Origin of the sequence: Pantoea sp. C2G6 (assembly GCF_051336815.1) — a bacterium.
GTDB lineage: Bacteria > Pseudomonadota > Gammaproteobacteria > Enterobacterales > Enterobacteriaceae > Pantoea.
This window is the reverse complement of record NZ_JBGMNJ010000008.1, coordinates 132,633-155,971: the sequence shown is the minus strand read 5'-3', so window position 1 is coordinate 155,971 and position 23,339 is coordinate 132,633. Positions and strand designations below refer to the sequence as shown.

Here is a 23,339-nt window from a genome sequence, read left to right as displayed (position 1 = left end):
ATGAATAGCTCACTTTTACAAAACGGTATTTTAAGAAGTGCTTTGAAAGTTGGAGTTATTTCATCTATTTCTGCCCAAATTGCAAGAGTTAATTTAGTATATGCTGGTGAAGTTAGCGGTGCCTACATTGATGGAAATCGTTATGGGAAAGGAGAAGTCGGTGAGATTTTATTAATTGAAGGTCAACAATCTATCGTTTTAGGCAGACTGATTGAGGTCAAATTACCTGAACGCGAAAGAGGAGAGATATCAGTAGAGTCTCAGGGAAATAGACAAGTTGATGCAATTGGAACTATACAACTTCTTGGCACAATTGATGCCTCGAGTTTTCGTATCGACTCGGGGATAAAATGTTACCCTCGATTAGGTGATAGAGTATATTCTGCACCATTAGATTTCATTTCATTAATACCCGAGCTAATAAACAGAAGTTTAAGTGATGACGGTGAAAATCGAATAGGTATAGTGTTAGGTAATATATCAGGAGGTTCCACAAGCATTGTTACTGTTGAGCCAGACAAACTATTTGGCCGCCATTGCGCAATACTAGGAGCTACAGGTGGGGGGAAAAGCTGGACAACTGCAAAAATATTAGAAGAATGTGCAAATTATAATAATTCAAAGACTATAATTCTCGATGCTACAAGCGAATATAGATCTTTTAACTCTGAGGACTGTTATCATTATCATTTAGGTTCACCTATTAATAAAGCCAATGGTTCTATAGAATTTAGAATACCCCCAACTGATTTTATGGAATCAGATTTTATCGCTATGTTTGATCCTTCAGGTAAAGTTCAGGGACCAAAACTGAAGGAAGCGATTAAAAGTTTAAGATTAGTTGCGATCGACCCTACTATTGCAACCAATGGTATTTTAAAGAAAATAAAACAACCTAAAATTGATTATCGTCGCTCAATGAATACTGGTAATAATTCAAAACTAGTTGATAATCCTTCTCAACCATTTGATATAACTAAATTAATTCCTCAGATAGTTCAGGAGTGCTGTTTTGATAATGGCGACGACTCATGGGGTAATGCAGCCACGCAAGATTTGAGCTATTGTTCTTCTCTTTTAACCAGAATACAAGCCGTAACATATGCAAGCTCACTGAAAGCGGTTTTTCATGGAGATGAAAACATCGCAAAACTGGGAGATATACTAGAAGAATTTTTAAGTTCAAACAAAAGAGTTCTTCGTTTATGCCTATGCGATCTTAGCTATGAATTTTATGCGAGAGAAATATTAGCCAATGTAATTGGTAGAAAATTATTAAATCTCGCTAGGCTTGAAAAATTCAGAGAAAAGCCACTTCTAGTCATCGTTGACGAGGCTCATAACTTCTTGGGTAAAAGGGTTGGATCAGAAGACCATTCTATTAAGCTTGATGCCTTCGAGATGATTGCAAAGGAAGGAAGAAAATATGGTCTAAATATTTGTCTAACAACTCAAAGGCCTAGAGATATAACCGAGGGTGTATTAAGCCAAATTGGTACGTTACTAGTACATAGATTAACAAACGATAGAGATCGAGATGTAGTGGAAAGAGCCTGTGGTGAAATAGATAAATCAGCGGCTTCATTTTTACCAAGCTTAAAGCAAGGTGAAGTTGCGCTTGTAGGAGTAGATTTCCCCATCCCTATGACAATTCAAATAGCACAGCCGACTTATCCACCAGAGTCCGACTCTCCAGGTTACCGTAACGTTTGGAAAAAATAAAAAAATAGGGTCTTTCAGGCCCTATTTTTTAATGGAACATTCAGTTTAGCAAACTCGAATGGCGTAATATGTTTTTCAATGTTAGACATTAAATAATCGGCCCACCACTGCACCATTAAGCGACGCTCATCCAAATGCTCAGAAGTATGAATATACTCAGCGCGGACATTATTTCTTTCAGAGTGACTCAACTGGCGCTCAATAGCATCATCGCTCCAGAGCCCCGACTCTCCCAACGCACCACGAGCCATTGTTCTAAAGCCGTGTCCGCAGACCTCAGTTTTCGTGTCATATTCCATCGCGCGCAATGCACTGTTTACTGTGTTCTCACTCATAAATTTAGTTACGTCATGATCCCCCGAAAAAGCAGTTCTTTATCACCACTAATCTGCTTGAGCTGCTCTAACAAAACCATCGAATGCCGACCGAGAGAAACAATATGCTCCTCTTTCATCTTCATGCCACGATAAGAGTAACGAACGCCTTTAATTTCTTCTCGTTTTGCCGGTATACGCCAAAGAGATTTATCGAAGTCGAATTCATCCCACCGCGCGAAACGTAACTCACTGGAACGCACAAAAGTTAGTAAGGAAAGCTCGACCGCGATCCGCGTCATTACACGGCCACGATATGCAGCAAGACGAGCAAGAAACTCAGGGAAGCGGCTGGAGGGTAACGCGGGGTAATGTCGCGCCGGGGTAATGTCGCGCTTTGGTTGTCGATAGCGCACCGGCCATATCACTAGCTGGATTTGAGTCGATTTAATCGTTCTGTACGGCATAACGCATAGTAGCCGTGACACGCTGTTGCAAGGGCTGAGCGACGTCATACTTACCATTGGCATCAATTTTTTTAATCAGGGCTAACAAATGGCTGGTTTTGAGCTGGCGAATGTCGGATGAACCGATATACGGGAAGATATAAAGCTCTAGATAGCGAAGAATGCGCAATCGATGGTCATCACTCCAGCGCTTGTTACTCGCGTGCCATTCGCGGGCGATCGTTTCAAAGGTGTAAGCCCCCGCATTTTCAGCTGGGCTTCTTTCTGTTCAGCTTTGGGGTCAATCCCATGCCCTATAGACTGGATTGCAACGGATGTGCTCGTACGATACCGGATGATAAAATCAGCCTGCATTTTGATTTTAAAGGCTTTTTGGACTTCCCCGGACGGGGATGGACAGGATACTGGTGCCGAAGGCCGGACTCGAACCGGCACATCTTTCGATGGTTGATTTTGAATCAACTGCGTCTACCGATTTCGCCACTTCGGCACTGAAGGGATGCGGAAAACGTGGGCGATTATACCGTTACGGGCACCATGCGCAACCCAATTCGGCGAGGACCGGCATCAAGCGGTGAAAAAAGCAGCGTAGCACATCATTCTCCACACCAGCAGTCATTATCCCTATAAACGCACAACGCGCCGAGCCCGGCCATCCATCCCCACCGCACACTCTCACCCCATCGCAGCGCAATAAACGCACATGCTTTCCCCACACCCCACCCTGCCCCCAAACGCAAAAGAGCCAACCTTACGGTTGGCTCTTTCCTGCATACTCAGCCACAGGCATCAGCACTCATCAGCGCCTGTCGTTGTCAGGATGAGCACCTCAATGCGAATGGTCGTGATGGAGTTTGTTCTCTACCTTATCCTTCACTTCGCTGGCTTTCTCACTCACCTTCTCTGTCAGGCTCTCTTTGTGGTCACGGTTATGCGCGCCCGGCGACTGCGTACCTGCGCCTGCTGCCGCAGGTTTAACCCCGGCGGTCGTCCCCGGCAGTTCGCTCTCCAGACCACCACGCGCATGGTCAATATCCACTTCCTGACGACGCACCGTATCATTAATGGTCTCGGTACGATCGCTACCGTCGGTACGCACCACCACTTCTTCTTTCACATGGGTAGTCTTGTTGATCACCGGCTGCTCATGAGTCTCCGCGACTTCGACCGTTGTCTCTGACCAGTCCACTTCGCCCGCCAGCGCCGGTTCATTCACCGAACGGCGGAAGATGTCTGCGTGCTGCTCATGCAGCGAAATATCCTCAGAGACATTATCAGTCACGGTATAGCGACGTACGCGCGTCGAGCCTTCACTCACCAGACGTTTACCTACTTCCACCTGCTCTTCCGCCAGGCGCAGAATATCCGCTTCACTCTCGTCGCCGGTCAGGGAAGTACGACGCGGTTCAACCTGACGATCGTTAGTCTCACCGGCGAACTGCTTGCCTGCGGTCGGGTTGATGCCCGGTGCGCTGGCGTCATTATCTACTGAGCTTTGCATCCGCGACGGCACATCCACCGAGTCATGCGAATGAAGAATCGTCATGGCGCGAGCCAGCTTCTCCTCTTCGGTACGCAGGGTCAGTACCACGCCACCTTTATCCATCGCCCGGGTATACACATCTGCCTGCTCTTTATCGACGGTGTGACCAAACAGACGCTGCCAGAGGCTCGGATGGCGAATCGACTGCCCTTCCTGCTCTAAACGCGCGCCACTGATAAGACTGATGTCCCGATCAGAAAAACCGGCTTTCACGAGATTTCTTTTCGCGGCCTCTGCATGCGTTGCAGAATCGAACAGTGTTACGATTTTTTCCTGTGCCATGATAGGTTCCTCTCTGTTAGCTATTTTTGATCGTCATCTCTCTCAACTGTCACCTGCTGCTCACGTCGGGTCACCACCTCCTGAAAAGGAACTTTTTCCTGCACTTTTCGGATGTGGATCTCCTCTTTAAGCACCAGCTTCCTGACGATTTGAATTTCTTCCTCGACTACCGGGACAATCAGTACACCGTTCTCCTCCCTGATTTCGGGCATCGTCTCAACGGGCTGTGCTTTCGCTACATGCTCAACCTCAACCTTCTCCCGGTTAAGCAGTGTACTGATGACCTCGTCATGCTCAGTTGTGGAACGGGTGACGCGAACCTGTCCATCCACAACCTTTTGCTTAGTCACTGCTATTTGCTCTTCCGCGAGTCTGAGCGTGACCTCTGCATCGTTATTGTGGTCTGGCTGGCCGGCCATATTTATGCTCCCGTTATTAATAAATAAATGGTGTCGGTTTAACACATCACCACATCTGGCTGACACAGTGATTAAGCATGAACACTCTGGCGGATTGCGCAAGGCGGAATAATAAAAAACAGAGCCTGCTTAAATTTAATACCTCAAGAAAAAAAGCCATTAAAACATTCAGACAACCGCTACGCTAAAAATATAAATAACAATAAATACAATAACTTAAAAAACAGTACATTCAGAATAATATTCATCAAAACGTTATAAATGCATATAAAAACCAGGATAAGCAAAGCGGTAAAAAAGCATTAAACCAGGACGATTCCTGCCAGATAACCATCAAAGCATGAATAAATATTAAATAATATTTCAGCACAGACGTCGCAGGGTACGATTTAAAAAATCACGTCACGAAATAATAACATCAGCACGCAACTGAACAGAATTAACCCGCTATTACAGAAGATTCTCAAAGCACGTTTTAAGGCAAAATTCCAGGAACTTTCTGTAGGTCTGCCGTTCTTAGCAACACTGAATCAGCAGCACCATAAGAGACAGAGGTTGAGATGAAACAAGCACAACGCAGTGTGTGGGGATGGGGACTGGCGGCACTTCTGGTCGCAGGCAGTGCGTCAGCGGCAAGCTGGCAGGATCAGCTGAGCAGCGCGGCGTCGCAGCTCAGCCAGCAGAACAACGGCAGCACCACCAGCAGCACCCAGCAGAACGGCGGCCTGTCGCTGTCATCAATCAGCAGCCTGCTGGGCGGCGGCGATAAAGCGGTCAGCGCCAACAACATGACCAACGCCGCTGGCGTGATGCAGTATTGCGTCCAGCACAACGTGGTAAAAAACAATGTGCAGTCGGTGAAGGATCAGGTGCTGAGCAAGCTCGGCCTGAACACCACTACCGCACAGCAGCAGCAAACCGACTACACCCAGGGCGTGGCGGGTCTGCTGAATACCGGCAATGGTCAGCAGCTCAATCTGCAAAGCCTGAGTAACTCTCCGATGGGTGAGAAACTGAAAACCAAAGCCTGTGATGTGGTGCTGAAACAGGGCAAAAACTTTATCTCCTGATCCGCGCCATTCAAGCCTCCCCTCCTCCCGCTGAGGGGAGCGCTCTCCGCCCGCCTGAGATCGCCTCTCGATGCTGTGAACCCTGACATTCCCTTAACCGCGGGTTGAGCGCTATAGTGTGGTTTTGATTTCTACAGGACTGCACGCATGAAAGGCATCAACATCGCACTTTACTTCGACCCCGATCAGATTCAGGCCTGCGTTCACCAACAGGACGACAGCTATCTCAGCAAAAAATTCGAGTATGACGATGGCGTGATTGAAGAGATCTATCAGTGGCTGGATCAGTATGAGCCAAACCGCACCCATATCTGCCTGATTGAAAACGAAAGCGCCGAGCTGCTGGCCGATGAGCTGGTCGACAGCGGTTATCGCGTTCATCAGGTCACCATGCATCAGCTGCTGAGCTGGTTCGCCGCCGAGCCGCCCGCGACGCCGGATGGGACGCCAATGCGCGCCATGCTGCGTTTCCTGGAAGATGAACATCCGCGCGAATATGAGTCACGCACCCCACAGACCGAAGCGCTGATGGAGATGTTTGACGAACTGGATGCGCTGGAAATGGTCAACGATGCCGATGACGAAGACTCGTTGCCCGGCGATCTGCTGCGCGCCATGAAGAAGCACAAAATCACCGCCAGCGCGGCGGCTCAGCGTCTGCTGCCGGACGTCAACGAACGCATCCGTGAACATCTGATGCAGTATCCCGAACTGATGACGCCTGAAATTTTACAGGACTTCTTCCCGGAACTGCTGGAGGCGCTGGAGCGTCCCAAGCACTAATCAGCACGGAGAAGAAGTGACATGCTGGAGTTAATTAAAGCGATTACGCTGGGGTTAGTGGTGCTGCTGCCACTCGCCAACCCGCTCACTACCGTTGCGCTGTTTTTAGGGCTGGTCGGTGAGATGAGCTACGAAGAGCGTAACCGCCAGGCGCGCCAGGCTTCAATCTACGTCTTCGCCATTATGATGGTGGCGTGGTACGCGGGCAATGCGGTGCTGAATACCTTTGGGATCTCGATTCCGGGTCTGCGCATCGCCGGGGGGTTGATTGTCGCCTTTATCGGTTTTCGCATGCTGTTTCCGGCCAGACCGGCCGGTCATTCGGTGGAAGCAAATCAGAAGATGGATGAGCTGGACAGCGCCAAAGAGCCGGTGAATATCGCCTTTGTGCCGCTGGCGATGCCGAGCACCGCCGGTCCGGGAACCATTGCGATGATTATCTCTTCCGCCTCCACGGTGAAAAGCGGGGTCGATTTTCCCGCCTGGGTGCTGAGCGTGGCACCGGTGCTGACCTTCCTGCTGGTCAGTCTGATCCTGTGGATCTCCCTGCGCAGTTCCGGCGGCATCATGAAGCTGGTCGGGAAAAGCGGCATTGAGGCGATTTCACGTCTGATGGGATTTTTGCTGGTCTGCATGGGCGTGCAGTTTGTGATTAACGGCGTGCTGGAAGTGGCGCATACCTTTCACTAAGGCGGGATCGCCTTCTGCCTGACGCGATCCTGTTTTGTGCAAGGCGGATCGCGGTCAGGCGGGAAGATCTTCTCCCTACCAAAGATCGATACCCCACCGCTTCAGCAGCAGCGCCCAGAGGATAAACAGCACCAGGGTGAGCACACAGCTGAGGCCCAGCGCGCCCCAGAAACCGGCACGCTGATAAAGAAAAGGAAACAGGATAAACATCGGCAGCGTCGGCACCACATACCAGAAGGTATACCAGGCGTGCGCGGCGATTTTGGCCTGCGTCTGCCCTTCCAGTTTCATCCAGATCAGCACCAGCACCGTAACCAGCGGCAGCGCCGCCAGCAGACCGCCCAGCCGATCGCTGCGCTTTGCCACTTCTGAGATCAGCACCACCATCAGGGCGGTTAGGGCATATTTTGAGATGAGCCAGAGCATGGTTTCCCCGTAAGCGTTGGCAGAACAGCTGGCGGTAAGCCTATTTCAGATAGGAGCGGATAACCGCCACGATCTCTTCCAGATCCTCACTGCGCTGCTGCGGAGTGGCGTCATCATCCATCAGATGTTCACGGATATGCCCTTCCAGCAGTTCACTCATCAGGCCATTAATCGCGCCGCGCACCGCCGCCACCTGCTGTAGCACCTTCAGGCACTCTTCGCCTGACTCCAGAGCCACTTCCAGAGAAGCCGCCTGTCCTTTGATCCGCCGGACGCGGGTCAGCAGACTTTTCTGGTTCTTTGCCGTATGGGCCATTTTTACACTCCGCTGGATTAGGTTCTATACTGGGGTATAGTATATCAGCAACAGAGTACGGCGCTTTTTAGCTGACTGCAACTGTTGCTGTTGCTCTCACTCACCCGCCTCAGGAGGCTTTAATGGCAGTTAAATCGCCCTGCATTGATCTGTGTGTGTTCGACGGTAAAACCGGCTGGTGTGAAGGATGCGGACGCACCCGCCAGGAGACGCAGGCGTGGCGCAAGCTCTCGCCCTATCACCGCAAAGAGACAGAGCGGGCGTTGCCGGCCCGCCTGAAAACATTGAATGGTCGTAAGTGAGCGCACGCACTGTTGCCACCGCATAGCGGCTCACTCTGCGTCCGCTGCCCTTTACCGCCCGGCATCTGACGCAGAGTGAGTCCAGCCATTACTTCAGGGTTTTACGCACCTCAGCAACCTGATCTTTGCTCACCGCAGGCGCGCTGTTGCTCCAGCCCTGACGAATAAAGGTCGCCAGCTGCGCCACTTCATCATCACTCAGACGCTGGGCAAAGCCTGGCATCGCCAGCTTTGACGGCGCTTTGTCGGTGGAGGGCAGCTGCGCGCCCATAAGGATGGTGTGGATCAGCCCGGCAGGATCGCTGGCATTCACGATAGTCGCCTGATCCAGCTGCGGGAAAATCCCTGGTGCGCCTTTACCGGTGACAAAGTGGCAGGCCTCACAGTTATCGAGATAGAGACGCTCGCCTTCACTCAGGTTCTTCGCCGCGGTAAGTTTCGCTTCGGTTGCCTGCTGCGCCTGCGGGTCAGCGGTTTGCAGCGCCGGATTACCGCCGAGGAACTTAAGGTAAGCGGCAATCGCTTTGAGATCGGCGTCGCTCATGTGCGAGCTGCTGTGCTCAATCACCGAGGTCATCTCGCCACCTACCGCCGCCTTGTCGTTACGGCCGGTTTGCAGATAGTCCACCACTTCCTGCTCGCTCCAGCGAGGCAGACCGCGCAGCGACGGCACTTCCCAGTGGTTCAGGCTGCCGCCCGCCAGGAATTTATCGTCATGGCTATCCAGCGCTTTCTCGTTCATGCCAAAGCCGCGCGGCGTATGGCAGCTGCCGCAGTGACCCAGACTTTCCACAATATAGGCACCGCGATTGACCTCTTCAGAGGCGCCGCCAATCGGCTGGAACGGCTTATCGGAGGTGAATGCCCAGTTCCAGAAGCGCATACCCCAGCGCTGGCTGAACGGGAAGCTCAGATCGGTTTCCGGCGGCTGCTCCGCGCTCGGCTTCACGCCTTTCATGAAATAGAGGTAGAGCGCGTGCAGGTCAGCATCGCTGATTTTGGCGTAATCAGGGTAAGGCATCGCTGGGTAGAGATGCGATCCGTCCGGCAGTATCCCTTTGCGCACCGCGTCAGAGAACTGCTGTTCGCTGTAGTTACCGATACCATGTTGCTTATCGGGCGTGATATTGGTGGAGAAGATGGTGCCGAGGTTCGACTCAATCGCCAGGCCACCTGAATAGTCAGGCTTGCCGGGAGAAGAGTGACACGCCATGCAGTCACCCAGCCGCGACAGATATTCGCCCTGCTTAATCAGCTGCGCCTCATCGTCGGCGTGCGCCTGGAGCGTCACACCACCGGCCAGCAGCAGCGCGCTGGTGAACATAAAAGACTTCAGTTTCAGCTTATTCATACGCTTATGCCTGTACCAGTGGGCCGGGATTTTTCAGATAGTGATCCTTGATCGCCTGTGCCGCCATCAGGGTAATCGCCCCGATGGTGTCGGTCGGGTTCGCCTGGAAGTTCTGCGGGAAGGCGTTGCCGCCCGGCACAAAGACGTTGTGCACATCCCAGCTTTGCAGATACTTGTTCAGCGCCGAGGTTTTCGGGTTATCGCCCATCACCGCGCCGCCCACGTTGTGGGTAGAGACATATTTGGTCAGATCAAAATCCGCGCCCATCGGCAGGAAGCTCATGCTCATGCTGTCCGGGTTCAGCTCTTTGGCGATATTGCCAACGATCCCTTTCAGATACTGCTGTAGCTTCAGCTCATTCTCTTTCCAGTTGAAGGTCATGCGCAGCAGCGGCAGGCCACGGTGATCCTTGTAGTTCGGATCGAGGTCCAGATAAATATCACGGTAAGACTGGCAGGTGGTGGTGATGCTGATCTTCATCGAATGACCATACCACTCCTCCAGACCCTCTTTGTAACCCATGCCCCAGCTCGGCGTGCCTTTGGGCAGCGCGGTGCTGATAGGGGTGCCGGTCGCCTGGGAGCTGTGGATCTTCGCGCCGCCGAGGAAACCGAGCGCAGGACCGTCGAAGTTGCCTGGCGAAATGTCGTTAAACATCTGGCCGGTCGCGCCCGCAGTGGCATACGGATTGAAGTTTTTATCTTTAAAGAACAGCGTCGCGCCGCCGTTCGACAGGAAGGCGTAGTTACGACCCACCACGCCCTCTTCGGTAATCGGGTTGTAAGGCTTACCGATGCCGGAAAGCAGCATCAGGCGCACGTTGTAGAGCTGGAAGCTGCTCAGCACCACGATTTTCGCCGGCTGGAAGCACTCATTGCCCTGTGCATCGATGTAGATCACCCCTTTGGCGGTTTTCTTATCATCGTTCAGCACCACTTTGATCACTTCAGCGTTCACCTCATAGGAGAAGTTCGGCATCCGCTTCAGTGAATCCATCACCGCGGTCTGCGGCGACGCTTTGGAGTAGTTCAGGCAGGGATATTTACTGCAATAGCCGCAGTAGTTGCAGGGCGCGATCTGGTTGCCATAGGGGTTTTTCCACGCACGCGACACGCAGGCTGACGGGTTCGGGAAGGGATGATAACCGAGTTTAGTGGCCGCCTCTTTGAACATCACGTTATTCAGCGTGTCATCCAGCGCAGGCAACGGATAAGGCTCAGAGCGCGGGCCTTCGAACGGATCGCCGCCCTCCAGGATTTTGCCGCGCAGGTTGCCGGTGTTGCCCGACTGTCCGCAGATCAGCTCAAACTTGTAGTAGTAAGGCTCAATCTCTTCCCAGCTGAACGGGAAATCCATCACCCGCATATCATCCTGTAGGATGCCGGGCTTATAGGCCTCGTCGACATAGCTTTTCAGTTTGATGTCGGTGGGGGTCGGACGGATCAGCACCGCCGTCCAGTGCAGGCCGGAACCGCCTACGCCGGTGCCGGGAGCAAACGCGCCCCATTTACGGGTCGGGAGTGCGGTCTGGCTGCTGTTGTAGCGCACGGTGACCGCCACTTCAGCGGGCGTAGCAAACACCTTGTTGCGCACCGCGTAGGCGTATTCATCCGCCGGTTTCGGGTAGGCGAATTCGTCATAATCGCGATCGCCGCCGCGCTCCAGCGCGCGCACTTCCAGCCCCGCCAGCGCCAGCTCGATGCTCATCAGCGAGCCTGCCCAGCCGAGGCCGCAGACCACGACGTCGACTTCTTTTTTAGTAACCTGTGCCATGATAATCCTGTTTCAAATACCTGATTTCGAGATGTCTTAGGCGCGTTCGCCCTTCACACTGACCGGACCCAGCGGGTAAGGCACGTTGTGCTGTTTCACCCATTCGGTGAAGCTGGCACGCGCGCCAGGGAAGCCGATGGCGATCCAGGCTTTCATGCCTTTATTGCCGCCATACATCGGGTCCGCCAGGTAGCCATGTTTGGTATCTGAAAGCAGCTGGCTGAAGAAATGCGCAGGCTTAAGACTGGCTTCGCCCAGCGCGGCAAAGTCGATCTCGTTTTTGTTCAGCTGGGTCAGCACCGCGTCCTTCTCCTCCAGCGTCAGCGCGTGAAACGCTTTCTGATGCGTGCTCTGCGACCACTGATTAATCAGCCGGATAGCGGTCTGATACATCTGCTGCGGACGGAACGGGATCTGATAGCCCATGGTGGCGGGTGCCTGAGTATTGAAAGGCCCTTGCAGGTAGATCTCGCTGCCGAAGGCTTCGCTGTGCAGCTGCTGATCGATAAAGATCGGCACGTTGGTTTCCAGCGCGCCTGGCGCTTTGCCTTTGCCGCCCGCCGGGATCAGACGATCGGTGGCGGCCAGAATGAACTGCCACTCATCGGCACTGAAAAAAATCGGTTGGTAATCGGCCAGTTCAGGCGCAGCCATCTCCGCAGCCTGCGCCGCGGTAATGCCTTTAAAGACCAGTTCACTTAATGGCAACGCCAGCAGCGATCCCAGCAAAAATTTACGCCTGGTGGTGGGTTTTTCTAACAGCATATCCGCACGGCTCTCATCGGCTAAATACCCGTAATAGTTGTTATGTGGCTGAAAGGCTGAGCGCAGGCGATGAATTCACCGCGTAAAGGACGCAACATGCACAGACGACGGCAGAACAGACAACGGCGGGTAGAGTTATTTATGGGTGACAAAAGGAACATATCGGTTAATAGCACAATACTATTAGGGATATAAATGTGTCTGAATGTAAAAATTAAATTTGAAGTATGTTTTAATGAGAATTTATGATGCTGTTGCTGAGAGGTTAAAGGCAGGTAACAGATACAGAGCGATGAAGGGACGGATAAAACCGCATAAAAATCGGGTAATTACCCTTTATAGCGGATCATTGCGGGTGAATATTTTCTCCGGGTCATCATCACCTGCGATAACCGATAAAAAAATATCATACTTCCATACCAGAGAATAATCCTGTCTGTTAACCCTATAGCGGCTTCCCGGTTGCGGCAATAAGAGCATGCCCGATTTGTGACGTTCTGTGCGGTTTCTGAATATTTTCTGCGCTGCGCAGAATAACCGCAAAATAATCACTCACCGTCATCAACGTATTTATCGGCCGATCTGCAACCTCACGCGGAACGATAATACGGGCGAAGCGGAATCATTATCGGCCGCTGGCGTGGGATGCATCAGACTCCGCCAGAATGCCCGGCAAACTCTCGCTTTTGACGAATTGTTCTCCTCCTGTGTAGCTGCCGCTTGCTATTCTTCTGGCATAACCCTTTGCCTGAGAATGGAAGATATGAGCGCTCCGTTACTGATTGCCCGCACGCCTGACGTCGAACTTCATCTGTTGCCCCAGATGGCAAACCGCCACGGTCTGATCACCGGTGCCACCGGCACCGGTAAAACCGTCACCCTGCAAAAGCTGGCGGAATCCTTCTCCGCCAGCGGCGTGCCGGTCTTTATGGCCGACGTAAAAGGTGATTTGACCGGCGTGGCGATGGCAGGTCAGGCCAGCGAAAAGCTCCAGCAGAGGCTGGCGAAGATCGGCGTCACCGACTGGCAGCCCCAGAGCAATCCGGTGGTGCTGTGGGACATCTTCGCTGAAAAGGGCCACCCGGTGCGCGCCACCGTCTCCGATCTGGGCCCGCTGCTGCTGGCGCGGCTGCTGAACCTGAATGAGGTGCAGAGCGGCGTATTGCAGATTATTTTCCGCATCGCCGACGACCAGGGCTTGCTGCTGCTGGACTTTAAAGACCTGCGCGCCATGACCCAGTACATCGGTGACAACGCGAAAAGTTTCCAGACCCAGTATGGCAACATCAACAGCGCCTCGGTCGGGGCGATCCAGCGCGGCCTGCTGACGCTGGAGCAGCAGGGTGCGGAGCATTTCTTTGGCGAACCGATGCTGGATATTGCCGACTGGATGCGCGTCGACAGCAGCGGCAAAGGCGTCATCAATATCCTCTCCGCGGAGAAGCTCTACCAGATGCCAAAACTCTACGCCACCAGCCTGCTGTGGCTGCTGTCGGAGCTGTATGAGCATCTGCCGGAAGCGGGCGATCTCGATCAGCCAAAGCTGGTGTTCTTCTTTGATGAGGCGCATCTGCTGTTTACCGACGCCCCGCCGGTACTGCTGGAGAAGATTGAGCAGGTGATGCGGCTGATCCGCTCCAAAGGGGTCGGCGTCTGGTTCGTCACCCAGAATCCGTCTGACATCCCGGATCGGGTGCTGGGACAACTCGGCAACCGGGTGCAACATGCGCTGCGCGCCTTTACGCCGAAAGATCAGAAAGCGGTGAAAACCGCGGCGGATACGCTGCGCGCCAATCCGGCGTTTAACAGCGTGGAGGCGATTCAGGCGCTGGGCACCGGCGAGGCGCTGATCTCTTTTCTGGATGCCAAAGGCAGCCCGTCGGTGACAGAGCGGGCGATGGTGATTGCGCCCGGCTCGCGCATGGGTCCGATCACAGGCGATGAACGCAACGGCCTGATCAACCATTCCGCGCTGTATGGCAAATATGAGACCGAAATCGATCGCGAATCGGCGTTTGAAAAGCTGCAAAAAGGCTTTCAGGCCGCCAGCGAGCAGGCCAGCGCGCCAGCGGCTAAAGGCGAGGCTGTCGCGGTGGACAATGGCATTCTCGGCGGGCTGAAAGAGATCCTGTTTGGTCATACCGGGCCGCGCGGCGGTAAGCATGACGGTGTGGTCCAGACGATGGCGAAAAGCGCCACCCGCCAGATTACCAACCAAATCATTCGCGGCGTACTGGGCAGCCTGCTGGGTGGCCGTCGCCGCTGAGCCTGGCTCTCTGCTAAGATCAGATGATGGATAAACAATACGAACTGAAACGGACTAAACGTCTGGCGCTGCTGTTACTGCTGCTGGCTGCCGCCACCTTTATCGTCACCCTTTTTCTGCCGCCCGGCTTCTGGGTCAGCGGCGTCAAAGCGATTGCGGAAGCGGCGATGGTCGGCGCACTGGCGGACTGGTTTGCGGTGGTGGCGCTGTTCCGGCGCGTGCCGGTGCCCTTTATCTCACGCCATACCGCGATTATTCCGCGCAACAAAGACCGCATCGGGGAGAACCTGGGTCGCTTTGTGCAGGAGAAGTTTCTGGACACCGACTCGCTGCTGAACCTGATCCGCCGTCACGATCCGTCGCAGCTGCTGGCGCAGTGGCTGAGCGCGCCGGGTAACGCTGACCGCGTCGGTCGCCATCTGCTTCAGGTGATGCGCGGTTTTCTCGATCTCACCGATGACACGCGCATCCAGAACTTTATGCGCCGCGCGGTGCATCGCGCCATTGATAAGGTCGATCTCAGCCAGACCAGCGCCCTGCTGCTGGAGAGCCTGACTAAAAATAACCGTCATCAGGCGCTGCTGGACGCGGCGATTGAACAGCTGCTGAAGCTGTTGCACAAGCCCGCGACCCGCGAGTTTATCGCCCTGCAACTGGTGCGCTGGCTGAAACGCGAACATCCCATCAAAGCCAAAATGTTACCGACAGAGTGGCTGGGTGAACACAGCGCCGAGCTGGTGGCCAACGCGGTCGATTCGCTGCTGGATGATGTGGCGCTGGATCAGGGCCATGAGCTGCGTCTCGGCTTTAACCGGGCGGTTGAGCGGCTGATTGTTAAGCTGCAAAACGACCCGGAGATGGCGGCGCGCGCCGAAGAGATCAAAGGCTGGCTGAAAGAGGACGCCTCGTTTAACCGCTACATCGGCGAGCTGTGGAATGATATGCGCGGCTGGCTGAAAGCAGACCTGAACAGTGAGGATTCGCGGGTGCAGGAGAAAGTGCGCGATGCGGCGCTCTGGCTCGGTCAGACCCTGGCGGCCGATCCGGCGCTGCGTGACTCGATGAATCAGCATCTGGAGCAGGCGGCCCGCAGCGTCGCGCCGGAGTTCGCCAGCTTCCTGACGCGCCACATCAGCGACACCGTGAAGAGCTGGGATGCGCGCGATATGTCGCAGCAGATTGAACTCAATATCGGCAAGGATCTGCAATTTATCCGCATCAACGGCACCCTGGTGGGCGGCACCATCGGGCTGATCCTCTATCTGCTGTCGCAGCTGCCTGCGGCGTTACCGATGCTGTCGGACTGGATAAGCCGTGTGGCCTGACGCCGCTGAAACCGTAACCTCCAGACGATGCCGAAACGTATGCTCCCTGAGCCGGTACATCAGCCACAAAAAAGGCCGCTTGCGCGGCCTTTTCTTTAACTTCATTTACTGCGCTTAACGCCGCTTAATCAGCATAAACAGACTGATAGCGAAGAAGGCGAAGCTCGGCAGAATCGCCCCCAGAATCGGCGGCAAGCCGTAAACCAGACTGAGCGGACCAAAGATCTGATCCAGCACGTAGAACAGGAAGCCAAAGCTGATACCGGTGACAACACGCACTCCCATCGAGACGCTACGCAGCGGACCGAAGATAAAGGAGAGCGCCATCAGCATCATCACCGCCACCGACAGCGGCTGGAAAATCTTGCTCCACATATTCAGCAGATAGCGTCCTGACTCCTGACCGCTCTGCTTGAGATACTTGCTGTAGTTATACAGACCGCGAATCGACAACGCATCGGGGTCCAGCGCCACCACGCCGAGCTTGTCGGGCGTCAGGTTGGTTTTCCATTCACCGCTCAGGCTTTGCGAACCGGTAATCTGCTTCGGATCGGTCAGGTTCGACTCATCCACCTGGGACAGTATCCAGCGCTTCTTCGCCGCATCCCAGGTCGCCGTCGCCGCGTAACGCACGCTTTGCAGCCGACGCTGATCGTTAAAGCTGTAGATGCTGACGCCATCAATCTCGTTGTCGCCTTTAATGCGCTCGATAAAGATGAAGCTGTTGCCATCTTTCGCCCACAGACCGTTCTGCGTCGAGACCAGCGCCCCGCCGTAAAGCTGTTGCGCCCGGTAGTTACGCGCCATCTGCTCGCCTGACGGCGCGACAAACTCGCCAATCGCCATGGTCAGCAGCACCAGCGGGATGGCGGTTTTCATCACCGACAGCGCCACCTGCATGCGGGTAAAGCCTGCCGCCTGCATCACCACCAGCTCACTGCGCTGCGCCAGCGCGCCCAGCCCCAGCAGCGCACCCAGCAGGGCCGCCATCGGGAAGAAGATCTCAATATCCTTCGGAACGCTGAGCAGGGTGTAGTAACCGGCGGAGAGCGCGCTATAGCTGCCCTGGCCGGTTTTACGCAGCTGATCGACGAACTTGATGATGCCGGAGAGCGACACCAGCATAAACAGCGTCAGCATGATGGTGTTAAAAATGGTTTTACCGATATAGCGGTCGAGTACGCGAAACATCAGACCGAGCCTCCGCGGGTGAAGCGGGCACGAATCCGACGCATCGGCACCGTATCCCACAGGTTAAGCAGCACCGCCAGCACCAGATAGCTGATATTCACCACCCACATCCAGAGCGCGGGATCGAGTCGCCCTTTCGCTCCGCTCGACCGCAGCGAACTCTGCAACAGGAAGAAGATCAGATAGAGCAGCATCGCCGGCAGCATCGACAGCACCCGGCCCTGACGTGGATTGACCACGCTGAGCGGCACCACCATCAGCGCCATCACCAGCACCGCAAACACCAGCGTCAGACGCCAGTGCAGCTCCGCGCGGAAGGCCGGCGAATCGTTGCCGAACAGGCCGCTGAAGCTCGACTGCTCAGCATCGTTCGGGTCCAGCGTCGCCGCTTTATAGCCTACCACCGCCTGATAGTGGGTGAAGTCGGTGATACGGAAATCACGCAGCAGCGCGGTGCCCTCAAAGCGGGTGCCTTTATCCAGCGTCACCACCTGGGAACCATCTTTATGCTGATCCATATGGCCGCTGTCAGCCAGCACCACCGACGGACGCGCATTGCCTTTAGGCCGTAGCTGCGCCAGGAAGACATTACCGAACTGGTTGCCCTTCACATCTTCAATAAACAGCACCGCGCTGCCATCGCTGGAGGTCTGGAACTGACCCGCGGCCAGCGCCGCCGCACCAGGGTTCGCCTTGGCATTCTGCGTCACCTCATCCTGATAGCGGGATGACCAGGGACCGAGCCAGACCACGTTCACCGCCGCCACCGCGGAGGTCAACAGCATCAGGACCATCGCGGCCTTTACCAGCACACCCTTACTCAGGCCGCAGGCGTGCATCACGGTGATTTCGCTGTCCGTGTAGAGCCGTCCCAGCGTCATCAGGATCGCCAGAAACAGACTAAGGGGCAGTATAAGTTGTGCCATTTCAGGCACGCCGAGTCCTAACAAGGTCAGAACGAGGTTTGTCGGCACTTCGCCATCCACCGCGGCTCCCAGGATCCTGACTAACTTCTGGCAAAAGAAGATTAACAGCAGGATGAAAAGGATAGCCAGCTGGCTTTTGAGCGTTTCCCGAACCAGATATCTAATGATGATCACGCTTAGTACGCCTGTGAAAACTTGTCTTTTTGCAGGAAAATCGCTAGTTTCAACGCTTATCAGCCATTTTTCTTCATCAATGGCCGCTGTCGTCGCTAAAATTGTATGACAAACGTGCTTGGGTGGTGAAAAAACAACATCCTGTCACCCCGATTCATTATGACCTCCAGCGGCAGAATGTCATGCTGCCACGATGAATAAATGGGTCATGAGCGCGCTACATTCTAGCGGCAGCCGCCGCCGTTGTCTTTAAGATTCAGGAGAGTGCATGGAGTTCAGTGTAAAAAGCGGAAGCCCGGAAAAACAGCGCAGTGCCTGCATTGTCGTTGGCGTTTTCGAACCGCGTCGTCTGTCACCGATTGCCGAGCAGCTGGATAAAATCAGCGACGGCTATATCAGCGCCCTGCTGCGCCGCGGCGAGCTGGAAGGAAAAGTGGGCCAGACACTGCTGCTGCATCATGTGCCAAACATCCTCTCTGAGCGGATTCTGCTGATTGGCTGCGGTAAAGAGCGTGAGCTGGATGAACGCCAGTACAAGCAGGTGATCCAGAAAACCATCAATACCCTGAACGACACCGGCTCGATGGAAGCGGTCTGCTTCCTGACCGAACTGCATGTAAAAGGCCGCAATACCTACTGGAAAGTGCGTCAGGCGGTGGAAACCTCAAAAGAGGCGCTCTACAACTTTGACCAGCTGAAAAGTAACAAAGCAGAGCCGCGTCGTCCGCTGCGCAAGCTGGTGTTCAACGTCCCGACCCGCCGTGAACTCACCAGCGGTGAGCGGGCGATCCAGCATGGACTGGCGGTGGCCGCCGGAATGAAAGCGGCGAAAGATCTCGGCAACATGCCGCCGAACATCTGTAACCCCGCCTACCTGGCGTCACAGGCGCGCCAGCTGGCCGACGCCTTCAGCAAAAATGTCACCACGCGGGTAATCGGCGAGCAGCAGATGAAAGAGCTGGGCATGAACGCCTATCTCGCCGTTGGTGCCGGCTCGCAGAACGAATCGCTGATGTCGGTGATTGAGTACAAGGGCAACCCCGACGCGGATGCGCGCCCGATTGTGCTGGTGGGTAAAGGACTGACCTTTGACACCGGCGGCATCTCCATCAAGCCCGCCGACAGCATGGATGAGATGAAATATGACATGTGCGGCGCGGCCTCGGTCTATGGCGTGATGCGCATGGTGGCGGAGCTGAATCTGCCGCTCAACGTGGTCGGCGTGCTGGCGGGCTGTGAAAACATGCCGGATGGCCGGGCGATGCGTCCGGGCGACGTGCTGACCACCATGTCTGGCCAGACCGTTGAAGTGCTGAACACCGACGCCGAAGGCCGTCTGGTGCTGTGCGATGCCCTGACCTACGTTGAACGTTTCGACCCGGAAGTGGTGATTGACGTGGCGACGCTGACCGGGGCCTGCGTGATTGCGCTCGGCCATCACATCAGCGGCCTGCTGTCGAACCACAATCCGCTGGCGCATGAGCTGATCAGCGCCTCGGAGCAGTCAGGCGATCGCGCCTGGCGTCTGCCGATGGCCGATGAGTATCAGGAGCAGCTGGAGTCCAACTTCGCCGATATGGCGAACATTGGTGGCCGTCCGGGTGGCGCGATTACCGCCGCCTGCTTCCTGGCGCGCTTCGCCCGCAAATATAACTGGGCGCACCTGGATATTGCCGGCACCGCCTGGCGCTCCGGCAAAGCCAAAGGCGCCACCGGACGTCCGGTGCCGATGCTGTCGCAGTTCCTGTTGAATCGGGCAGGATTGAACGGCGACGACTGATCGCCGACGATGCTGACAACACAAGGGCGGAGCTGATTCCGCCCTTGATCTTCTGATGAGCAAACCGATGAAAAACGCAACCTTCTACGTGCTGGAAACCGATGCCCCCGTTGATGGCCTGAGCGCTATCGAAGCGCTGGTGTGCAATCTGGCGGAAACACGCTGGCGGGCCGGAAAGCGGGTATTGATCGCCTGTGAAGATGAACAGCAGGCGATTCGCCTCGACGAAGCGCTGTGGCAGCGGCCGGCTAACGCCTTTGTGCCGCACAACCTGGCGGGCGAAGGCCCGCGCTACGGTGCGCCGGTCGAGCTGGCCTGGCCCCAGCGTCGCGGCAGTTCCTCGCGCGACCTGCTGATTAGCCTGCTGCCGCACTTCGCAGATTTTGCTACTGCTTTCCATGAAGTGATAGACTTCGTTCCTTACGAAGACGCTCTCAAACAGCTGGCGCGCGACCGCTATAAAGCGTATCGCAGCGTTGGTTTCCAATTGAATACGGCAACGCCGCCACAGCCGCAAACGACATAGCAGAAATGGAAAAGACATATAACCCGCAAGATATTGAGCAGCCGCTTTACGAGCATTGGGAAAAGCAGGGCTACTTCAAACCGAATGGCGACACCAGCCAGGAAAGCTTTTGCATCATGATCCCGCCGCCGAACGTCACCGGTAGCTTGCACATGGGTCACGCCTTCCAGCAAACCATCATGGACACCCTGATCCGTTACCAGCGCATGCAGGGGAAAAACACCCTGTGGCAGGCGGGTACTGACCACGCGGGCATCGCCACGCAGATGGTGGTTGAGCGCAAGATTGCGGCTGAAGAGGGCAAAACGCGCCAGGATTATGGTCGTGATGCGTTTATCGACAAAATCTGGCAGTGGAAAGCAGAGTCGGGCGGCACCATTACCCGTCAGATGCGCCGCCTCGGCAACTCCGTGGACTGGGAGCGCGAGCGCTTCACCATGGATGAGGGTCTGTCAAACGCGGTGAAAGAGGTGTTTGTGCGCCTCTATAAAGAGAACCTAATCTACCGTGGCAAACGCCTGGTGAACTGGGACCCTAAACTGCGCACCGCCATCTCCGACCTCGAAGTGGAAAACCGCGAGAGCAAAGGCTCGATGTGGCATATCCGCTATCCGCTGGCGGACGGCGCGAAAACCGCCGACGGCAAAGATTATCTGGTGGTCGCCACCACCCGCCCGGAAACCCTGCTGGGCGATACCGGTGTTGCCGTTAACCCGGAAGATCCGCGCTATAAAGATCTGATCGGCAAATTTGTGATGCTGCCGCTGGTGGGTCGCCTGATCCCGATCGTCGGCGACGAACACGCCGACATGGAAAAAGGCACCGGCTGCGTCAAGATCACCCCGGCGCATGACTTTAACGACTACGAAGTGGGTCGTCGTCATAAGCTGCCGATGATCACTATTTTGACCTTCGAAGGTACTATAAGGTCATACGCTGAAGTGCTTGATCACAATGGTGAAGACTCAGATGTTTATAGTGATGTAATTCCTATGCAATTCCAGCAGATGGAACGCTTCGCGGCGCGCAAAGCGATTGTCGCCGCCGTCGACGAGCTGGGCCTGCTGGAAGAGATCAAACCGCATGACCTGACGGTGCCTTACGGCGACCGTGGCGGCGTGGTGATCGAACCGATGCTGACCGATCAATGGTACGTGCGTACCGCCCCGCTGGCGAAAGTCGCGGTGGAAGCGGTTGAAAACGGCGACATCCAGTTTGTGCCGAAGCAGTATGAAAACATGTACTTCTCCTGGATGCGCGATATTCAGGACTGGTGTATCTCCCGTCAGCTCTGGTGGGGTCATCGCATCCCGGCCTGGTATGACAACGACGGTAACGTCTATGTTGGCCGCACCGAAGAGGAAGTCCGCGCCGAGAACAACCTGGCCGCCGATGTGGCGCTGCGTCAGGATGATGACGTACTGGACACCTGGTTCTCCTCCGGTCTCTGGACCTTCTCAACCCTGGGCTGGCCGGAAAACACCGAAGCGCTGCGTACCTTCCACCCGACCAGCGTGCTGGTGAGTGGCTTCGACATCATCTTCTTCTGGATTGCCCGCATGATCATGCTGACCATGCACTTCATCAAAGATGAAAATGGCAAACCGCAGGTGCCGTTTAAAACCGTCTACATGACCGGTCTGATCCGCGATGAAGAGGGTCAGAAGATGTCAAAATCCAAGGGCAACGTGATTGACCCGCTGGATATGGTTGACGGCATCTCGCTGGAGGCGCTGCTGGAAAAACGCACCGGTAACATGATGCAGCCGCAGCTGGCGGAGAAGATCCGCAAACGCACTGAGAAGCAGTTCCCGAACGGCATCGAGCCCTCTGGCACCGATGCGCTGCGCTTCACCCTGGCGGCGCTGGCTTCAACCGGCCGCGACATCAACTGGGACATGAAGCGCCTGGAAGGGTATCGCAACTTCTGTAACAAGCTGTGGAACGCCAGCCGCTTTGTGCTGATGAATACCGAAGATCAGGATTGCGGTCAGAACGGCGGCGAAATGACGCTGTCGCTGGCGGATCGCTGGATCCTCACCGAATTCAACCACACGGTGAAGGCGTACCGCGAAGCGCTGGATAGCTATCGTTTCGATATTGCCGCCAACATCCTGTATGACTTCACCTGGAACCAGTTCTGCGACTGGTATCTGGAGCTGACCAAGCCGGTGATGAACAGCGGCAGCGAGTCTGAACTGCGCGGCACCCGCCATACGCTGGTTCAGGTGCTGGAAGCGCTGCTGCGCCTGGCGCACCCGATCATTCCGTTTATCACGGAAACCATCTGGCAGCGCGTCAAAGGGCTGAAAAATATCAGCGACGACACCATCATGCTGCAACCTTTCCCGCAGTTTGACGCGGCGAAAGAGGATGCCGAAGCGAAAGCGGACATTGAGTGGATGAAACAGGCGATCGTCGCGGTGCGTAATATCCGTGCCGAGATGAACATCGCGCCGAGCAAGCCGCTGGATGTGCTGCTGCGTGACTGCTCAGCTGCGGCCCAGCGCCGGGTTGAGGCTAACCGCAACTTCCTGTCGCGCCTGGCGCGTCTGGAAAGCCTGACCATTCTGCCTGCGGGCGAGAAAGGTCCGGTGTCGGTGACCAAAATTGTGGAAGGCGCAGAGCTGCTGATCCCGATGGCGGATCTGGTGGATAAAACCGCCGAGCTGGAGCGCCTGGCGAAAGAGCTGGTGAAGCTGGAGGTCGAAATCGAGAAGATCGAGACCAAACTGGCAAACGAAGGCTTTGTCTCGCGCGCCCCGGAAGCGGTGGTCGCGAAAGAGCGCGAACGTGTCGCCGAACTGCAACAGTCAAAAACAAAACTGATTGAACAGCAGGCGGTCATTGCGGCATTGTAAGCGTCGAAGCTGACAGCTTATTCATAAAGCCGGGCTTGCCCGGCTTTTTTATTGACCTCGTACAAA

At 55.0% G+C, this 23,339-nt stretch carries 19 protein-coding genes, 1 tRNA gene and 1 pseudogene; 10 read left to right on the top strand and 11 right to left on the bottom strand.

From position 1 onward, the window contains the following. The gene (locus ACCW71_RS12840; RefSeq protein WP_436371902.1) at positions 1-1,722 is read left to right on the top strand and encodes an ATP-binding protein; all 1,722 of its coding nucleotides are present in this window, start codon (positions 1-3) and stop codon (positions 1,720-1,722) included. 14 nt (positions 1,723-1,736) lie between these two features. On the opposite strand, the pseudogene ACCW71_RS12835 reads toward ACCW71_RS12840, so the two are convergent. The 4 genes and pseudogenes from ACCW71_RS12835 to ACCW71_RS12820 form a co-directional block, all read right to left on the bottom strand. Beyond that, positions 1,737-2,794 (bottom strand): annotated as a pseudogene (locus tag ACCW71_RS12835) (tyrosine-type recombinase/integrase); the annotation flags it as partial. 114 nt (positions 2,795-2,908) lie between these two features. After that, a tRNA-Leu gene (locus tag ACCW71_RS12830) sits at positions 2,909-2,993 on the bottom strand. A 339-nt stretch (positions 2,994-3,332) separates the two neighbouring features. Next, positions 3,333-4,328, bottom strand: coding sequence for a YsnF/AvaK domain-containing protein (locus ACCW71_RS12825; protein WP_436371900.1), 996 nt, complete (start codon positions 4,326-4,328; stop codon positions 3,333-3,335). Between the two features lie 20 nt (positions 4,329-4,348). Next, entirely contained in the window at positions 4,349-4,747 is a 399-nt protein-coding gene (locus tag ACCW71_RS12820; protein ID WP_436371898.1) for a DUF2382 domain-containing protein, read from the bottom strand. A 560-nt stretch (positions 4,748-5,307) separates the two neighbouring features. Between ACCW71_RS12820 and ACCW71_RS12815 the strand changes: the two genes are divergently transcribed. The 3 genes from ACCW71_RS12815 (at position 5,308) to ACCW71_RS12805 (ending at position 7,290) form a co-directional block, all read left to right on the top strand. After that, positions 5,308-5,817, top strand: a complete 510-nt coding sequence (locus ACCW71_RS12815; RefSeq protein WP_436371896.1) for a DUF2501 domain-containing protein — start codon at positions 5,308-5,310, stop codon at positions 5,815-5,817. 147 nt (positions 5,818-5,964) lie between these two features. Then, positions 5,965-6,600, top strand: a complete 636-nt coding sequence (locus ACCW71_RS12810; protein WP_436371894.1) for a hypothetical protein — start codon at positions 5,965-5,967, stop codon at positions 6,598-6,600. Between the two features lie 21 nt (positions 6,601-6,621). Continuing rightward, a complete protein-coding gene (locus ACCW71_RS12805) occupies positions 6,622-7,290 on the top strand; it encodes a MarC family NAAT transporter (protein ID WP_436371892.1) in 669 nt (222 codons plus the stop codon). A 75-nt stretch (positions 7,291-7,365) separates the two neighbouring features. On the opposite strand, the gene ACCW71_RS12800 is transcribed toward ACCW71_RS12805, so the two are convergent. Then, the gene (locus ACCW71_RS12800) at positions 7,366-7,716 is read right to left on the bottom strand and encodes a DUF3147 family protein (RefSeq protein WP_436371890.1); all 351 of its coding nucleotides are present in this window, start codon (positions 7,714-7,716) and stop codon (positions 7,366-7,368) included. A 40-nt stretch (positions 7,717-7,756) separates the two neighbouring features. Beyond that, on the bottom strand, positions 7,757-8,032 hold the full coding sequence (locus tag ACCW71_RS12795; protein ID WP_436371888.1) for a metal/formaldehyde-sensitive transcriptional repressor: 276 nt from the start codon (positions 8,030-8,032) through the stop codon (positions 7,757-7,759). Positions 8,033-8,154: 122 nt separating this feature from the next. On the opposite strand from ACCW71_RS12795, the gene ACCW71_RS12790 reads away from it, so the two are divergent. After that, on the top strand, positions 8,155-8,334 hold the full coding sequence (locus tag ACCW71_RS12790) for a DUF1289 domain-containing protein (RefSeq protein ID WP_436371886.1): 180 nt from the start codon (positions 8,155-8,157) through the stop codon (positions 8,332-8,334). Positions 8,335-8,422: 88 nt separating this feature from the next. Here ACCW71_RS12790 and ACCW71_RS12785 read toward each other — a convergent pair whose 3' ends face one another. Genes ACCW71_RS12785 through ACCW71_RS12775 form a run of 3 tightly spaced genes read right to left on the bottom strand, consistent with a single transcriptional unit; the run spans position 8,423 to position 12,224 of the window. After that, the gene (locus ACCW71_RS12785) at positions 8,423-9,685 is read right to left on the bottom strand and encodes a c-type cytochrome (RefSeq protein WP_436371884.1); all 1,263 of its coding nucleotides are present in this window, start codon (positions 9,683-9,685) and stop codon (positions 8,423-8,425) included. 4 nt (positions 9,686-9,689) lie between these two features. Then, positions 9,690-11,459: a GMC family oxidoreductase gene (locus ACCW71_RS12780; RefSeq protein WP_436371882.1), complete on the bottom strand. Its 1,770-nt coding sequence runs from the start codon at positions 11,457-11,459 to the stop codon at positions 9,690-9,692. A gap of 36 nt (positions 11,460-11,495) precedes the next feature. Next, on the bottom strand, positions 11,496-12,224 hold the full coding sequence (locus tag ACCW71_RS12775) for a gluconate 2-dehydrogenase subunit 3 family protein (protein WP_436371880.1): 729 nt from the start codon (positions 12,222-12,224) through the stop codon (positions 11,496-11,498). Between the two features lie 763 nt (positions 12,225-12,987). Here ACCW71_RS12775 and ACCW71_RS12770 point away from each other — a divergent pair. Together ACCW71_RS12770 and ACCW71_RS12765 are read left to right on the top strand one after the other, a co-directional pair. Further along, a complete protein-coding gene (locus ACCW71_RS12770; protein WP_436371878.1) occupies positions 12,988-14,490 on the top strand; it encodes a helicase HerA-like C-terminal domain-containing protein in 1,503 nt (500 codons plus the stop codon). A 26-nt stretch (positions 14,491-14,516) separates the two neighbouring features. Then, on the top strand, positions 14,517-15,815 hold the full coding sequence (locus tag ACCW71_RS12765) for a DUF445 domain-containing protein (RefSeq protein WP_436371876.1): 1,299 nt from the start codon (positions 14,517-14,519) through the stop codon (positions 15,813-15,815). Positions 15,816-15,929: 114 nt separating this feature from the next. Here the strand turns inward: ACCW71_RS12765 and lptG are convergent, their stop codons facing one another. Next, complete coding sequence (gene lptG / locus ACCW71_RS12760) at positions 15,930-17,006, bottom strand: LPS export ABC transporter permease LptG (RefSeq protein WP_436371874.1); 1,077 nt, start codon at positions 17,004-17,006, stop codon at positions 15,930-15,932. Then, complete coding sequence (gene lptF / locus ACCW71_RS12755) at positions 17,006-18,106, bottom strand: LPS export ABC transporter permease LptF (RefSeq protein ID WP_436371872.1); 1,101 nt, start codon at positions 18,104-18,106, stop codon at positions 17,006-17,008. The genes lptG and lptF overlap by 1 nt, the downstream gene beginning before the upstream one ends. 268 nt (positions 18,107-18,374) lie before the next feature. Here lptF and pepA point away from each other — a divergent pair, with 268 nt between their 5' ends. From pepA to ACCW71_RS12740, 3 genes are all read left to right on the top strand, one after another. Next, a complete protein-coding gene (gene pepA / locus ACCW71_RS12750) occupies positions 18,375-19,886 on the top strand; it encodes a leucyl aminopeptidase (protein WP_436371870.1) in 1,512 nt (503 codons plus the stop codon). Between the two features lie 67 nt (positions 19,887-19,953). Beyond that, the gene (locus ACCW71_RS12745) at positions 19,954-20,412 is read left to right on the top strand and encodes a DNA polymerase III subunit chi (RefSeq protein WP_436371868.1); all 459 of its coding nucleotides are present in this window, start codon (positions 19,954-19,956) and stop codon (positions 20,410-20,412) included. Between the two features lie 5 nt (positions 20,413-20,417). Continuing rightward, entirely contained in the window at positions 20,418-23,273 is a 2,856-nt protein-coding gene (locus ACCW71_RS12740) for a valine--tRNA ligase (RefSeq protein WP_436371865.1), read from the top strand. The last annotated feature ends 66 nt before the right edge of the window (positions 23,274-23,339 follow it).